Origin of the sequence: Mesorhizobium wenxiniae (genome assembly GCF_002284535.1) — a bacterium.
In the GTDB taxonomy this organism is placed as follows: domain Bacteria; phylum Pseudomonadota; class Alphaproteobacteria; order Rhizobiales; family Rhizobiaceae; genus Mesorhizobium; species Mesorhizobium wenxiniae.
Genome location: NZ_NPKH01000020.1, coordinates 602984 through 618090, shown reverse-complemented (window position 1 = coordinate 618090; position 15107 = coordinate 602984). Strand labels below are relative to the sequence as shown.

The following is a 15107-nucleotide window of genomic DNA, read 5'->3' as shown; positions in this document are numbered from 1 at the left end:
CCCGCAGCACCCGACGGGGCAAGATTATGATAAATGAAAGTCTCCCCTTCGTCCTGATCACGGGGTCCAGCGGCTTTCTGGGCCAAGCGATCACCAATCGATTGAAGAGACGATACCGGGTCATCGGCTTCGATCTGCTCAACGCGAGGCAAGCAGCGAAAGAAACGGAGACAATCCCCGTCGATCTCACCTCGGACGACAGCGTCACGAAGGCGGTCGAAGAGGTGCGCCAACGCGGCAACGGGCGCATCGCCTCCGTCATTCACCTCGCTGCTTATTACGACACGACGGGCCAAGACAATCCGAAGTACGAAGCGGTCACGGTACAGGGAACGCGCCGGCTGCTTTCCGCCCTGAAGGCGCTGGAAACCGAGCAGTTCGTCTTCTCCAGCACCTTGCTCGTCCACGCACCCAGCCCGGAAAAGGGAGTGAGAATCGACGAGGAGTCGGCACTCGATCCGACATGGGCCTACCCAAAATCGAAGGCGGAGACCGAGGCTCTGATCGCCCGCGAGCGCGGCAACATCAAGACCGTCATCCTCAGGCTCGCCGGCGTCTATGACGAGGATTGCCGCGCCGCCTTCATCGCGCAGCAGATCGCACGCATCTTCGAACGGCGGCCGACGGCCTATCTCTTCACGGGCGATCTCGAAAGCGGCCAGCCTTATCTGCACCGGGACGATCTCGTCGATGCAGTGGTCCGAACCGTAGACCGCCGCGCAGAGCTTCCCGATGAGACGGTGCTCCTAGTCGGCGAGGAGGAGACGCTCTCCTATGAGGAGATGCAGAAGCGTATCGGACGGCTCGTTCACGACGAGGAATGGCGAACGCTGTCACTGCCTAAGGGTTTGACCAAGGCCGGATCATGGTTCCAGACTGAGGTGCTGGACGAGGACACCGACATCCAGCCGTGGATGATCGAGAACTCCGACGACCATTACGAGATAGACGCCTCGCGCGCTCGGCGGCTCCTCGGCTGGCAGCCGCGCCACGGCCTCGGGGAAACGCTGGCGGAGATGATACGCCGGCTTAAGGCAGACCCGACCGACTGGTACGAGAAGAACAAGCTGCACCCGGCCGCGGTGGCGGCATCCGGGCCGGAGCTCGTGCAGGCGAGGCGGCGGATAGCGGGCCCGCTGGAGCGCAACGAGGCGGAGGTGGACGCGGGCCTGGAGCAACACCGCTATCGGACGCTCTGGGCACCGTTGACGAACGCCGTGCTCGGCCTGTGGCTGATTTCGTCGCCGATGATTCTTGGACTGTTCGATCCCGTGAGCGTCGCGCCGCCGCCGGCACTCGGACACGAGATTGATGAGGCCAATATTCGCAACCTGCGCCTCGGGGTGAGCGAGATTGTATCGGGTCTGCTGGTCGCCATTTTCGCGCTGCTGGGCATGTATCGCCGCTGGAACTGGGTGCAGTGGGTCACCGCCGCGGTCGGCGTGTGGATCATGCTCGCGCCGCTCGTCTTCTGGACCACCAGCGCCGCCGCCTACGGCATCGACACGCTGATCGGCATGCTGATCGTCGCCTTCGCGGTGATGATCCCGCCGATACCCGGAATCAGCCGTCGCGCGCTCGCCGCAGACGACGACCGGCCGATGGGCTGGAGCTATTCGCCATCGTCCTTCACCCAGCGCATTCCAATCGTGGCGCTCGCCTTCGTCGGCCTGTTCGTCTCGCGCTATCTAGCGGCCTACCAGATGGGACACATCGACGGGCTATGGGATCCGTTCTTCGGTTCGGGCGACGCGCCGGTCGCCAACGGCAGCGAGGCGGTGGTCACCTCCTGGGTCTCGAAGGGCTTCCCCATCGCCGACGCCGGCTTCGGTGCCTTCGCCTATGCCTTGGACATCCTGGCCGGCGCGATCGGCGACCGCAGGCGCTGGCGCACTATGCCGTGGATGGTGTTCCTGTTCGGCCTGCTCATCATCCCGCTCGGAGTGACCAGCGTCTTCTTTATCATCATCCAGCCGCTTCTGATCGGGGCGCTGTGCACGCTGTGTATCGTTCAGGCGGCGGTGACGGTGGCCCTCATCCCCTATTCGATCGACGAGGTGCTGGCGACCGTCCAGTATCTGTGGCGCGCCACGAAGGCGGGCGAGCCGTTCTGGCGCACTTTCTGGAAAGGCGGACCGGCGCTATCGGAGAACCAGACGCCGGCTCCAGACCTCGACCGTCCGGCGACAAGACTTCTGCGCGATTTCGTCATTGGCGGAGTCAACTACCCCTGGACGCTGGCGGCGAGCGTGGCTCTCGGCATTCTGCTGTTGGCGACGCCGCCAATATTCGGCACCGAGCCGCCGCTCTATTTCAGCGATCACGTTCTTGGCTGCCTCATCATCATGGTCGCGGTGACAGCGATGGCCGAGGTGGCGCGGCCCGTTCGCTTCCTCAATGTGCCGTTTGGTCTCGCCGTCGCAGCATCACCGTTCGTGTTCGAGGGCGGCACACCGATTGGGACGGCGGCAGCCGTGATCATCGGCGTGGCGCTGACAGGCCTGAGCTTGCCCCGAGGAACCCGCAGCGAAGAGCACTACGGCGGCTGGGACCGAGCGATCATCTGACTCGAACACGGCCGAGGAGGAACGAGCCAGCCCTGTTCGAAGGTGGAGAATATGAGGTGGGGCTGGAATGCCTATGCGAACCAACCGTTCGGTGCACCGTCGACCGACTACGGTCTGTCGCGACAACAGCTGGTTTACGAGACAGATGGGAAAAGCAGATCGACAGTCGTGCCCGCTTCGGGCTCGCTGGAAATCGCTATCGTGCCGCCAACCATCTCCATGAACGCGCGCACCTGCGGAAGCCCGAACCCCGTCCCGTGATCACCTTTCGTCGTAAAGAATGGATCGAACACTTTGCGGATGATGTCGGCGGGCATTCCACAGCCCTCATCTCTGACCCTGACGCGAACGTAGCTCGATGTGAGGTCGATGCCAGGTGTCTCTGAGCCAGACACATGTCTGGTGCTGATGTCGATCCTGCCTCCGTTCGGCATGGCGTCTCTGGCGTTAGTCACAAGATTTAAAACGGCCGCGTCGAAGAAGGCTGGATCCAGCAGGCAGTTCGGCAGGTCAGGAGTGAGATCCAGGATGAGACGAGCGTCCGGCCCGGCGCCGTATCTGAGAAAAGGCTCGAACGTGTGCAAATATTCGTTCACGTTGCCGACATGGGGGTCCAGGCTCTGATGCCTGGCGAATGCAAGGAGCTGAGACGTCAGCGCGATCCCTCCGTCGATCGCGATCTTCGTCTCTGCGAGGTACGCGCGCAGTTTCGCGGGATCGTCCCAGTTGTTTTCAGCCAGCCTGAGGCCCGACCCGATAGCTGTCAGCAAGTTCCGGAAATCGTGGGCCATTCCTCCGGTGAGTTCGCCAAGCGCTGCCAGCCTTCGTGTCGCTGCTGCCCGCTGCTCCGCCGCAGCAGCGGAAGGTAGCGGCGTATGAAGCTGGACGGACGTTTCCTGAGTCACCTTCTTTCCAATCGCGGATGGGAGATCGGACGCCGTTGCGGCATTCGTCACGACGGCCGCGAGCCAATCCGACCGCAATTCCTGGTCCTTTTAACATTACAAGACGCAGGATGTGTCTTCCTACCTGCGCCGATCATAGGGCAAAGGTCCGAAAGCTCAGAATCATACGATGATCCTCGACTTTTTGAACACCTGGAACGTTTTCGCATAGGACCCGGAGGGCGTTGCGTTCCGCATCGGACTCTACGGTGCCCCAGAAGGAGACCACGCCGTTCTTGACCGGAAAATTGGGCGTGCTGCCGCTCGGCCACGCCTCGTCGCGCAAAGCCAAAAGAATCTGCTGGCGGATAGTTTCGTCATCTGCCTTGCACGCGCTTCGTGGCAGGTTCGCGGTTACAGCTAGGGCGCGAACTATGTTGGCGCGACTGACTATCCCCACAAGCTTCCCGCCGCGTATCACGGGCACCCGCCTTATCCTTCGCTGCGCCAACAAGTCCGCGATGTCCGCAATCGGCGTGAATTCGTCTACGGTCACGACGTTCTTGGTCATGACGTCCACCACGCGACTGGAATGCTCGCGGCTGTACGCGGCGGCAAGCAGTGCCTTGTTCTTGAATAACCTGGACCACCATGACGCTGGGCGCCGAGCTGTGCCGATTTCGGCGCGATGGAGGAGGTCCCCTTCGGTCACGATACCCACCACAACATCCTTGTCCAGAACGGGGACCCCGCTGATGCCTTGGGTGACGAGGATATCCGCGACAGCGTGAATAGGGGCGTCGGACGCCACGGTGATGACGTCCGGGGTCATTACATCTTTGGCCATCAGCATTTCGACTGCTCCTTCATTACCCACGCCCGGGCGCCGCACGCTGAGCGCTGCCGCGGAGTTCGACGCCATGGCGCGATAATACGAAATCGCTCGCTGCAGTTCTCTCGCGTGGAATGCCAACGCATCGAGTTCATCCGACAGCGAAGCCAGCCGTCCGGTCATTCGAGCCTTGCTGAAGAACCATGGCTCCGGACGCCCGCCTGCTTGTGTGCCTATAACCAACGCCGCCACGAAGGGCCTGGCGGCGATCGTGTCCTCGTCCATCAGTCTTTCAAGGGCGGCCCTGACAAGAGTTGCGTCGGCGTCTGATACATTTGCAATTGATCGGAGCAGCTGCCTGTATGTGATAGGTATTCCACGGCACGCGCACCTGGTTAGTTCCCGTTGCAGGCGGATGCTCACGAGCCGTGCCTGCCGACGTCCCGTTGGTTGGGCGGTCGTAGCTGGAATCCGCGTTATCAACGTTGGGAACTTGGGCTTGAAAGCCGTGTGGAGTGGCATGCAGCGCCCTTTTCAAGTCAAAAATGTCATTGTCTGCGACCGACACCCGATTGTTTGCCGGATAGGGTTCCACGTCCAACGAATGTTATTGCCGCGTGAGTGCACGTTCATTGCTCGATCCAGCCCGCCTGTGCATAGCCCAACCGTTTGTTGGCGAAGTACCTCGCCGGGTTTGCGCTGAACGGAACAACAAGGTTTCTATGGTCCTTTTCGCCGCTCTACCGGAGAACGCGGAAGGCGAATGGCCTATTCGGTGCTGCCTTCTGAAATGGAATGCAGTCCAGCCAGGGCGGGCCCTACTACGGTTTCATCCGAATTAGCTGAGTGCACAGCGTAGACCGGATAGGAGAACTGCGGCATCTCGGGAACGAGGTGAAGCCGGCCTTCCGCTATATGATGCTGGACTGCACTCATCCTGACATAGCCGGAGCCTCCGGCTGAAAGGAGATAGCTGAGCGCAAGTGGGCCGAGATCAAAAGAAAGATCCGGTGCGACGTCCGGAAAACTCATGTCGTGGTGAAGTACAAAGTCGGGCCCCCAATCCGTATACACATAGTCGGAGCCGCCTAGAAGGCGCGCTTCGGGATCGGTCGTCACGAGCACGAGCTTTTCTTCGGTGAGCAGGTCGATTTTCAGACCTGGGCGATGCTGCGGGGCGTACATGATCGCAGCGTCGACCATTCCAGACGCAACTTGATTAATCAGATCCTGCGGCACATCGACGTGCACTCGAAGCGCGATGTCCGGTAGCGACTGGCGCATCCATCGGACCCAATCAAGGAGCAGCGGTTGCCAAAGGCTGACCTCGCTTCCGACTGTTAGAACAGCGCGACGACCCGGTGGCACGGCAACCTGATGAAGCGTACGCTGCCATAGCTGAACGAACATCGGAGCGTGGCGAAGAAATTGCTCGCCTGCCGGTGTGAGCGTAGCTCCACCCTTATGTCGAATGAAAAGCGCACGTCCGAGCTGTTGCTCGAGGCTGCGGATTCGGGCACTCACGGTGGTTTGAGCGACATTCAGCCGCTCCGAAGCCCGGATGAAGCTGCCGGTAGAAACGATTTCGATGAAGGTGCGCGCGAGTTCGATGTCCATCCGACATAGCATAAAACTTGCATTCAAATGTCAATCGACTTCGTTTGTCAGATAGGTAGCTGCGCGCTACGCTTCGGTGAACCTGCAGCCGAGCGCCTGACCATACTGCGGGGCGAGATTGGATCGGCGAACGCCGCGACGAGTGCTCCGCATTGCTGGGAATGAGGATGCTGACGAGCTTCTGCGTCACGCGAGTTGGTGATGAAGGGGCATTCGCCCGCCTCAAGAAGGACTAGATATGACGCACCGCCCATCTGGGAAACATGGATGCGGCCTGGTTTACCGGCGCGCCAGCAGTATCTCTCTGAGCACTACGGCGTCGTTGTGGGTCTCGTCATGGGCTGCGTAGACAAGCGTGACCGGACCTTTTCGCGCCAGATCGCGCAATCGGTCGAACTCCTCGCGATGTTGGCGGATCTCCTCCGAATAGCGTCGGCGGAATTCTTCCCAGCGGGCCGGATCGTGTCCAAACCATTTCCGCAGATCCGTGCTCGGCGCGAGCTCTTTTGCCCAACGGTCGATCGCAGCATCGGTCTTCTTGAGACCGCGGGGCCAAAGGCGATCAACAAGCACCCGCGTGCCGTCGTCGTCGGCCGGGCGCTCATACGCCCGCTTCGTTTTCACTCGTTCCTCGGGGACCTTTTCAGCCATCGACTACGCTCCGGCACTGCACTTACCTCTAAGACATAGGACGCCCAGCGATGACTGAAACACGAATCATCATTTTGGAACCGAACTGGCGGAACGGCATCCAATCATCAAGGACACAGGTTCTCTTTCGAAGAGAAGAAAAATGAAGTTCTTTGTCGATACAGCCGATATTTTGGAGATCCGAGAGCTCGCTGCGGCGGGAGTACTTGATGGGGTGACAACCAACCCATCGCATATCGCCAAAACCGGCCGGCCAATCCGTGACGTGATCGCAGAAATTTGCCAGACAGTTGTGGGTCCTGTCCGCTGAAGTCACGGCGACCAACTTCGACGGCATGATATCTGAGGGAGAACGGCTAGCCGACATTGCCGCCAACGTGGCCGTCAAGGTGCCGTCTACATGGGACGGGTTCAGGGCCTGCCGGACGCTCAGTGAGCGCGGTCGAAAGGTCAACATCACCCTGTGCTTCTCGGCCAACCAGGCGCTACTCGCCGCGAAGACGGGCGCAACCTACGTTTCTCCCTTCGTCGGAAGGCTCGACGATATCGGTCTGGACGGCATGGAGGTGATCCGCGAAATCCGGACAATCTATGACAACGACAAATCTTTTGAGACCAAAATCCTCGCGTCCTCGATGCGCACGCCTCTCCACGTCAAGCTAGCAGCGATGGCAGGCGCGGATGTCGACAGTATTCCGCCGGGAGTACTGAGAAATCTTGCCAAGCACCCGCTCACCGACAAGGGGCTCGAAGCTTTTCTCGCGATTGGAAGAAGACAGGGCAAGCGATCCTGTAACCGTGGCGGTGATATTGAGTTAGCATAAAAGTTGCGCGGAAGTGCCGATTAAATTCGTTTGCATGATGCCATGAACGGTTCGACAATCGGTTGAATGCGGCCCGACCCGCCACGGAGGACATAGTTCGGCGTGGAGCAAAAGCCAGAGGGTGCCGGCAGGACAGAATCCGAAGCGGCCGACCACAGAAGTTCGTGCCTCCAGTCGCAGCGGCTGGTTCGATCAGATCGTCAAGGAGAAGGAAAATGGCTGAAAGCCAGGACGGACCGGATCTCGTCAAAGGCATTGCGCTTGGCGATCTCCCCGACGGTAGCAAACTCGTCGGTCGATGCAGCGACGAGCAGGTGCTGCTGGTGCGCCGCGGGGCCGAGGTGTTCGCGGTCAGCGCGACGTGCACGCACTACGGCGGGCCGCTGGTCGATGGGTTGGTAGTCGATGACACCGTCCGTTGTCCATGGCATCACGCTTGCTTCGATTTGCGCACAGGCGAAGCCGTGCGCGCTCCCGCCTTCAGTCCGCTCGCGTGCTGGTCGGTGGAACAGCGAGAAGGCAAGATATTCCTAGGCGAGAAGCTCAAGCGCATCGCACCGAAGCAGCGTGATGAAGGGCCCGCTGAGGCTCCGGATAAGATCGTCATCGTCGGCGGCGGCGCGGCTGGCTTTGCCGCGGCCGAGAAATTGCGCCGCGAACGATATCAAGGCAGCATCGTCATGCTCAGCGACGACGAAGCGCCACCCGTCGATCGCCCCAATCTTTCCAAGGACTACCTCGCTGGCAAAGCCTCAGAGGACTGGATTCCGCTGCGCGCGCAAAACTTCTATTCGAAGAACGAGATCGATTTGCGTCTCGAGACGAGTGCAACCGGCATCGACGTCGGTTCCAGTGAGCTGGTGCTCGTGGACGGAAGCAGGATTCCCTTCGACAGGCTCCTGCTGGCGACCGGAGCCGAGCCCGTTCGCCTGACCATCCCCGGCGCTGACCAGCCGCATGTTCATACGCTGCGTACACTCGCCGATTGCAGGACGATCATCGACAGCGCCGGGACCGCGCGCCGCGCGGTCGTGCTGGGCGCCAGCTTCATCGGCCTCGAGGTAGCGGCGGCGCTTCGCGCCCGTGACATCGAGATTCACGTCGTGGCGCCGGACAAGCGACCGATGGAACGGATACTTGGGGCCCAGATGGGTGACTTCATCCGTTCCCTGCATGAGGAAAACGGCGTCGTCTTTCACCTCGAGGACAAGGCGAGCAGAATCGACGGCGCGACGGTGAAACTCGACGGCGGCGGCACATTGCCTGCGGATTTCGTCGTCGCCGGTATCGGCGTGCGTCCGCGGACGGCGCTTGCCGAAACCGCGGGGTTGAGCCTCAACCGCGGCGTGACCGTGAACGCGTTTCTCGAAACGAGCGTGCCGGGGATCTTCGCGGCTGGCGACATAGCCCGGTGGCCGGATCCTCACACCGGCGAGAACATTCGAGTCGAGCATTGGGTGGTTGCGGAACGACAGGGGCAGACTGCAGCGGTCAACATGCTTGGCCGGCGCGAGAAATATACCGACGTGCCTTTCTTCTGGAGCCAGCATTACGATGTTTCGATCAACTATGTCGGCCACGCCGAGCAATGGGACGGGGTCGAAATCGAGGGCGACATTGCGACCAGAGATTGCCTTCTCCGGTTCAAGCGCAATGGGCGAACACTGGCTGTCGCATCAATCTTCCGGGATAGCGAAAGCCTGGAGGCCGAGCTGGCTATGGAACACCTAAGGGCGGCGTAGGAAGAGCTCTCGACAAGCAACTCGCATAGAAAGCGGAATCACGAATGTCGCGGTGATGGAAAGGAATAGCCTCATGGCCACAATGCAGCAGGAACCGAACACCACCAGCGGTCTGCGCCTAGTTACGCCCGCGCAAGGCCATTCGGCCGCCGTCAAGTTCATCGACAAGGTAATGGACAGAGAGTCGAGCCCGACATCCGTTGAAATCTATGCGATCGGTAACAACTGGTATTGCAATGTTCGCTGCGGCGACAAAAGGACCCGCCCCATGGGGCCTTATAGCAAACAGCAGGCGGAGCGGATGCAGGATGTCCGCAGGATGCTGATTGCAAAGAGGTGTACCGCTCGTTTGATGTTCGAGTAGAGCGAAGAGACCTACAAGCTTCGCAGCCCATTGCAGTCGGCTGCGTCACTAGCGATGCCTTGGGGGAAATTCGCCAGCTAGGGAGCCTCAGGCTCTCGCACCCGCAACGTGCCGGCTTCTCCCGTCGACGTTAGACCTGACGGGTCAAGGGCCACCCGTAGCGACGATCTTCCAATTGGGATTGCTTGATGGCACGCGGCGGGCAAATGTCCACAAATCGGTCGAGGTAACAATCCTGGTGGGGTCACCGGCGATAACTGTATTGTCGGCCGCGTGCGTCGCCGTGACCAGCTCGCTAACGAAGCGAACGGTGATTTCCGCCAGACCCGCCTCGAGCCAGGCGTCGGCAATGTCCAGTTCTCGAATGCGGACGAAACTAAGCGAGAGAACTTCGCCTTTCTCCCTGCGCTCGCCTATGGCGTCATGGAAAGCAGCGGCCACATCGGCGTCGAGAAGGCCGTTCAGCTTCGACATATCTCCCTTGGCATAGGCATTGACGACGAGTTCGTAGGCTTGTGATGCCCCGGAAAGAAAAGCGCTTTCGTCGAAATGTTCGTCCGCCGCGCGGATCCGCTCAAGCGGTTCGTCTGGTTGCACTGCTTTGGTCGACGGACTCGGCTGGCCATTGTCGCCGGGAGGGGGCGGCGCTATCTGCCGCCCGGTTGCTCGGGATGACACTCCATCCGGAACTACGGCCTTGTCATTGCCGGCCTCGTCGCGCCTCTCCGACGGCGGAGGCGGCAACCATAGCCGAAGCATGATCACGTAGTATACGGCTATCAGGACGTAGGACGCGTAGGCGTTAAGATCGACCGTTTCATTCATGTCAGTGCACTCCTATTCAAGCGCCTCCCCAAACGAAACGCAGGCTACCGAATGCGAGGGAGCGACTCGAACTGATGGAAAGGCGGAGGTGATGACAGCGTCCATTCGAGCGTGGTCGCCCCTTCACCCCAAGGGTTGGCACCCGCGATGCGCTTGCGGCCGAAGGCCTCGGCGACGGTGATGAAGAAGACGACGAGCCCGGCAGCAGAGATGTACGAGCCTATGGACGAGACGAAATTCCAGCCTACGAAAGCGTCCGGATAGTCGGCGTAACGGCGCGGCATGCCGGCCATGCCGAGGAAATGCTGCGGGAAGAAGACGAGGTTCACGCCGACGAACATCAGCCAGAAATGCAGCCTGCCCAGCGTTTCGCTGTACATGTAGCCGGTCATTTTCGGGAACCAATAGTAGAAGCCCGCAAAGATCGCGAAGGCGGCTCCTAACGACAGAACGTAGTGGAAATGCGCCACGACATAGTAGGTGTCGTGCAGCATCCGGTCGACGCCCGGGTTGGCAAGGACGACGCCGGTGACGCCGCCGATGGTGAAGAGCAAGACGAAACCGATTGCCCACAGCATCGGCGTCTTGAACACGATCGACCCGCCCCACATGGTCGCCAACCAGGAAAAGACCTTTACCCCGGTCGGCACGGCGATGACCATCGAGGCGAAGGCGAAATAGCGCTGCGTGTCCACCGACAGGCCGGTCGTGTACATGTGATGCGCCCACACGACGAAGCCGATCGCGCCGATTGCCACCATCGCATAGGCCATGCCGAGATATCCGAAGATCGGCTTCTTCGCGAAAGTCGAGATGACGTGGCTGATGATGCCGAAGCCGGGCAGGATCATGGTAGACTTCGGGGTGGCCAAAGAACCAGAAAAGATGCTGATAGAGGATCGGATCGCCTCCTCCAGCGGGATTGAAAAACGTCGTTTCGAAATTGCGGTCGGTGAGTAGCATCGTGATGGCGCCGGCGAGCACCGGTAGCGACAGAAGCAGCATGAACGCGGTGACCAGCATCGACCAGGCGAACAGCGGCATCTTGTGCAGCGTCATGCCGGGCGCACGCATGTTGAAGATCGTGGTTATGAAGTTGATGGCGCCGAGGATGGACGAGGCTCCCGACAGGTGGATCGACAAGATGACGAGGTCAACGGCGGGGCCCGGCTGGCCATCCGCCGAATAAGGCGGATAGAGCGTCCATCCGCCGCTGTGACCGAAGGAACCGGAGGCCCCTGGCAAGATTAGGGACAGGATGAACAGGACAAGTGAGGTGGCCAGAAGCCAGAACGAGATGTTGTTCATCCGCGGGAACGCCATGTCCGGGGCTCCCGATCATGATCGGAACGAACCAGTTGCCGAAGCCGCCGATCAAAGCCGGCATGATGACAAAGAAGATCATCACCAATCCGTGCGAGCTGACGACGACATTGAAGAGATTAGGGTCGGCGAAAAACTGCAGGCCCGGCTCCTGCAGTTCGGCACGCAACAGGACAGACAGTCCGGTGCCGAGGACACCCGATAACATCGATAGTACGAGATAGAGCGTCCCGATATCCTTGTGGTTGGTCGAGAACAGCCAACGTCTGACGAACGGTGGTTTGTCATCTACTGCAGTGCTCGTCGTGGCTGACATCGCGTCCCGCCTTTCTGTTGCGACAGGCCCGGTGGTGGAGCGAGATGGCGTCTCCGGTGCCGTCGTCGTGTTGCGCCGGGCCTTGCCTGCGTACTCCGTCAGTCCGTGAGAACCACATCCATCGGGATGTCGTGGGGCTGAGGGTAAATGGTCGGTATCCTGCTCTGGGCGTAGCCCACGCCGATGATCAACGGCTTGCGCCGCATGATGGCCAACGTCCGGTCGAACAAGCCGCCGCCGTAGCCCAGGCGATAGTGCGCCTCGTCGAAACCGACGACCGGCGCGATTACGATGTCGGGTTGCACGCAAGGGCCTTGCGCCGGAACGAGTATGTTGCAGACGCCGCGTTCAAGCGGATCGCCCGGCGTCCATATCCGGTATTCGAGTGGCCAACCTTTTTGGATAACGACGGGCAGGGCGATGCGTCCGCCTCGCTCAACGACCTGGGTCCCCCAGTTGCGAAGATCCGGTTCGCCGCGGAATGGCCAGTAAGTGCCAACAATTCGCCCGCTATAATCGCTGATCGTCAGGTCGAGCATGCTGGCGATGCGGCTGGAACGGGCTTCCCGATCGTGCTGGGTCAACGCCAGCCGTCCGTCGAGAGGCCGTTTCCGCTCGGCTTTCCGCCATCTGGGGACACCGCTCCATCCGTCCCAGCGCAGGGCCTCGACGCGGTATTCCGGCGAGAGTTCATGCATGAAGCACGGTGGAGATGCGTATTCAGTGGTTTCTGCTGGGATGTCGTCTTGCATGGCTGAGATCCGTTCGGTGCACAGCCTGCGCGCCGCGAGAATCGAAGGCAAACGGAATTAAATGCTTCATAAACGCAAAAATTTTGCTCTGAGCGCGTTGCGGATGTTGAACAGACGAGGACACAGCCCGTGAATTCGGGCACGCGCCGGGACGCATTATTCCGCTTTCTCGTCTTAGAGGACACCCAGAAGCCGAGGCGGACTGAATACGTCCTCCGGGCCCATCACTATTTTAACTATTCGATTTGTTAGATTTTCTGGCGCTATTTGAGCCCATCTTTTGGATTCGAACCCATTTGGAATCTTCGAGAAATCGGAAGTTCCATTGCAAGCGGGTGGTACGGCCGTGTGGACAGCGCGAGAGTTCGCGTGGCTTGGTGCAACGGGCATTTCGGTGCGACGCGTCCCTGCGAAACCCGAATGTCTGACCCTCTCGGACACTCCGCGAGCCTCGCTCTAAGTCGGCTTGGCACTAAATGCGATCGCGTCCGGCCCAATGTTCCGTTCGGTGAGCTCGAAATTCAAACGGACCATGGAGGCGCGCGGGGCAATTAAGCTTTCTTGGCCACGGCCGGAGCCTCTGCAGGCCGCGGGCAGGCACGGCTTCGGACCTCATTTATGCCCAGGATCGATAAGTCCAAGTGGATTGGACTGTCTAATATGATGAGCGTAGGGACGCTATTTCCCGGGCATCGCGGTGGACTGACGGCACGAATGACCGCCTGCCGCCTTGTCAGGATGCTCGCCATGGAAGCCACCTACGACACCCGGCTTGCCGATGCCCGCGGCGCATGGGGTGCGGTGCTCTCGATGGCGCTTTGCGTTGCGTTCCTGATCGCGTCGGAGTTCATGCCAGTCAGCCTGCTGTCGCCGATCGCGGCCGATCTCCACATCACGGAGGGCCAGGCGGGGCAGGCTATTTTGATCTCGGGCGCCTTTGCCGTCGTCACCAGCTTGCTGGTGGCCGGCGTTACGCGCCGTATCGACCGCAAGCTCGTCGTGACTGGCTTCACCGTGCTGCTCATCGTCTCCGGGCTCTCCGTCACCTTCGCCCCGAGTTACGCGCTTCTGATGGTTAGTCGGGCGCTGCTCGGCGTCGCGATCGGCGGATTTTGGTCGATGTCGACCTCGATCGTCATGCGCCTGCTGTCGGAAGACCTTGTCCCGAAGGGGCTTGCCATGCTGAACGCCGGCAACGCGATCGCGGCGACCGTCGCAGCGCCTCTTGGCAGCTTGCTAGGCGCTTATGTCGGATGGCTCGGCGCCTTCTTCCTCGTCGTGCCGCTCGGCATGCTGGCGCTGGTCTGGCAATGGATCAGTCTGCCGCCGCTTGCTACACGGGGAAGACGGGCGTCCGGCTCGTGCTGGCGCTGTTTGGCCGCCGCCCGTCGCGCTCGGCATGGCTTCCATCCTGATGCTCTTCATGGGGCAATTCGCGCTCTTCACCTACTTGCGCGCGTTTCTCGAGCGCGTCACTGGACTCGGCATTTCCGCACTCTCGGCCATGCTGCTTGCGATGGGACTGGCGGGTGTCGCGGGAGCCTGGTGGATCGGGCGGCTGCTGCGAACCCGACTGTTCAGCATCCTGATCGTGATCCCGATGGTGATGGCTGTTCTCGCTGTCGGGCTTATCGCGCTCGGAGCAATGCCGGTTGCTGTGTCGCTGCTGCTCGTCGCTTGGGGTTTTTTCGCCACCGCCGCGCCGGTCGGTTGGGGCAGGTGGCTGAGCCGCACTCTGCCTGATGAGGCGGAGGCCGGCGGCGGGCTGCAAGTTGCCGTCATCCAGCTTGCGATTAGGGGCGGCCCCGCGATCGGTGGCATGCACTTCGATGCGATCGGCTGGTGGAGCGCGTTCGCATTCGGCGCGGCACTTCTCTGCGGATCGTCGCTCTTCGCCGTCACCGCGTGGCGCGCAGCTCGGAGGTCTCTGCCAATGACGACAAGCACTCAGCCCTCACCCGCCGGACGCTGCTCGGCGCCGTGCTCGCAACGGCGGTCCTGCCGCGTCTCGCCTACGGCCAGCAGGGCAGGGACCCGGCCAGTCAGGAGCTTACCGACATGCGGATCAGCATGACGTTCGACGGTCGGACCATGACCGCCACGCTTTACGACAACCCGTCGGCGCGTGATTTTTTCTCCATGGCGCCGCTCGACCTTACGATCGAGGATTTCAGCAACAACGAAAAAATCGCCCACCTTCCGCGCAAGCTCACCGAGGAAGGCAGTGGCCCCTTTGGCAATGAAAGGCCCTACGACCTTTGCTATTTCATTCCCTGGGGCAACCTGGCGATGTTCTACGCCGACTACCGCCATCCCGGTCTGATCACGCTCGGCCGTTTCGACGAGGGCTACGAGGCTCTGCATGTGCGCGGCGAATTCCCACTGCGCGTCGAGGCCATTTCCTGACGCA

10 protein-coding genes and 3 pseudogenes are annotated in these 15107 nt (G+C 60.8%); 6 read left to right on the top strand and 7 right to left on the bottom strand.

The window, feature by feature from the left end:
- Nucleotides 1-26: 26 nt before the first annotated feature.
- Complete coding sequence (locus tag CIT31_RS13250; RefSeq protein WP_095518939.1) at nucleotides 27-2567, top strand: NAD-dependent epimerase/dehydratase family protein; 2541 nt, start codon at nucleotides 27-29, stop codon at nucleotides 2565-2567.
- Between the two features lie 134 nt (nucleotides 2568-2701).
- On the opposite strand, the gene CIT31_RS13245 is transcribed toward CIT31_RS13250, so the two are convergent.
- From CIT31_RS13245 to CIT31_RS13230, 4 genes are all read right to left on the bottom strand, one after another.
- Nucleotides 2702-3472 (bottom strand): two-component system sensor histidine kinase NtrB, encoded by a 771-nt coding sequence (locus CIT31_RS13245; protein ID WP_133116143.1) that lies wholly within the window; start codon nucleotides 3470-3472, stop codon nucleotides 2702-2704.
- 133 nt (nucleotides 3473-3605) lie between these two features.
- The gene (locus CIT31_RS13240) at nucleotides 3606-4568 is read right to left on the bottom strand and encodes a CBS domain-containing protein (protein WP_165778429.1); all 963 of its coding nucleotides are present in this window, start codon (nucleotides 4566-4568) and stop codon (nucleotides 3606-3608) included.
- 483 nt (nucleotides 4569-5051) lie between these two features.
- Nucleotides 5052-5900, bottom strand: a complete 849-nt coding sequence (locus CIT31_RS13235) for a LysR family transcriptional regulator (RefSeq protein WP_095518936.1) — start codon at nucleotides 5898-5900, stop codon at nucleotides 5052-5054.
- 279 nt (nucleotides 5901-6179) lie between these two features.
- Nucleotides 6180-6551, bottom strand: a complete 372-nt coding sequence (locus CIT31_RS13230) for a DUF488 domain-containing protein (protein WP_095518935.1) — start codon at nucleotides 6549-6551, stop codon at nucleotides 6180-6182.
- Between the two features lie 142 nt (nucleotides 6552-6693).
- Here CIT31_RS13230 and fsa point away from each other — a divergent pair.
- The 3 genes and pseudogenes from fsa to CIT31_RS13215 all read left to right on the top strand — a co-directional run bounded on the left by fsa (nucleotide 6694) and on the right by CIT31_RS13215 (nucleotide 9481).
- A pseudogene (gene fsa / locus CIT31_RS13225) lies at nucleotides 6694-7347 on the top strand (fructose-6-phosphate aldolase).
- A 243-nt stretch (nucleotides 7348-7590) separates the two neighbouring features.
- Entirely contained in the window at nucleotides 7591-9117 is a 1527-nt protein-coding gene (locus CIT31_RS13220; protein WP_095518934.1) for an FAD-dependent oxidoreductase, read from the top strand.
- 73 nt (nucleotides 9118-9190) lie between these two features.
- Nucleotides 9191-9481, top strand: coding sequence for a hypothetical protein (locus CIT31_RS13215; RefSeq protein ID WP_133116142.1), 291 nt, complete (start codon nucleotides 9191-9193; stop codon nucleotides 9479-9481).
- 144 nt (nucleotides 9482-9625) lie between these two features.
- Here CIT31_RS13215 and CIT31_RS13210 read toward each other — a convergent pair whose 3' ends face one another.
- The 3 genes and pseudogenes from CIT31_RS13210 to CIT31_RS13200 all read right to left on the bottom strand — a co-directional run bounded on the left by CIT31_RS13210 (nucleotide 9626) and on the right by CIT31_RS13200 (nucleotide 12697).
- On the bottom strand, nucleotides 9626-10306 hold the full coding sequence (locus tag CIT31_RS13210; RefSeq protein WP_095518932.1) for a Tim44/TimA family putative adaptor protein: 681 nt from the start codon (nucleotides 10304-10306) through the stop codon (nucleotides 9626-9628).
- A gap of 44 nt (nucleotides 10307-10350) precedes the next feature.
- Nucleotides 10351-12063: pseudogene (ctaD, locus tag CIT31_RS13205) on the bottom strand (cytochrome c oxidase subunit I).
- A complete protein-coding gene (locus tag CIT31_RS13200; protein WP_095519364.1) occupies nucleotides 12044-12697 on the bottom strand; it encodes a 5-formyltetrahydrofolate cyclo-ligase in 654 nt (217 codons plus the stop codon). The pseudogene ctaD and the gene CIT31_RS13200 overlap by 20 nt, the downstream one beginning before the upstream one ends.
- A 747-nt stretch (nucleotides 12698-13444) precedes the next feature.
- Here CIT31_RS13200 and CIT31_RS13195 point away from each other — a divergent pair.
- Nucleotides 13445-14621: pseudogene (locus CIT31_RS13195) on the top strand (MFS transporter); the annotation flags it as partial.
- Nucleotides 14603-15103 carry a cyclophilin-like fold protein gene (locus tag CIT31_RS13190; protein WP_095518931.1) on the top strand — a complete coding sequence of 167 codons (501 nt, stop codon included), beginning with the start codon at nucleotides 14603-14605 and terminating at the stop codon, nucleotides 15101-15103. The pseudogene CIT31_RS13195 and the gene CIT31_RS13190, both read left to right, overlap by 19 nt.
- Nucleotides 15104-15107: the final 4 nt, after the last annotated feature.

Coding starts and splice junctions, on each gene's coding strand:
- CIT31_RS13220 (WP_095518934.1), top strand. CDS start 7,591: ATGGCTGAAAGCCAGGACGGACCGGATCTCGTCAAAGGCATTGCGCTT.
- CIT31_RS13200 (WP_095519364.1), bottom strand. CDS start 12,697: ATGCAAGACGACATCCCAGCAGAAACCACTGAATACGCATCTCCACCG.
- CIT31_RS13215 (WP_133116142.1), top strand. CDS start 9,191: ATGGCCACAATGCAGCAGGAACCGAACACCACCAGCGGTCTGCGCCTA.
- CIT31_RS13230 (WP_095518935.1), bottom strand. CDS start 6,551: ATGGCTGAAAAGGTCCCCGAGGAACGAGTGAAAACGAAGCGGGCGTAT.
- CIT31_RS13240 (WP_165778429.1), bottom strand. CDS start 4,568: ATGGACGAGGACACGATCGCCGCCAGGCCCTTCGTGGCGGCGTTGGTT.
- CIT31_RS13210 (WP_095518932.1), bottom strand. CDS start 10,306: ATGAATGAAACGGTCGATCTTAACGCCTACGCGTCCTACGTCCTGATA.
- CIT31_RS13250 (WP_095518939.1), top strand. CDS start 27: ATGATAAATGAAAGTCTCCCCTTCGTCCTGATCACGGGGTCCAGCGGC.
- CIT31_RS13235 (WP_095518936.1), bottom strand. CDS start 5,900: ATGGACATCGAACTCGCGCGCACCTTCATCGAAATCGTTTCTACCGGC.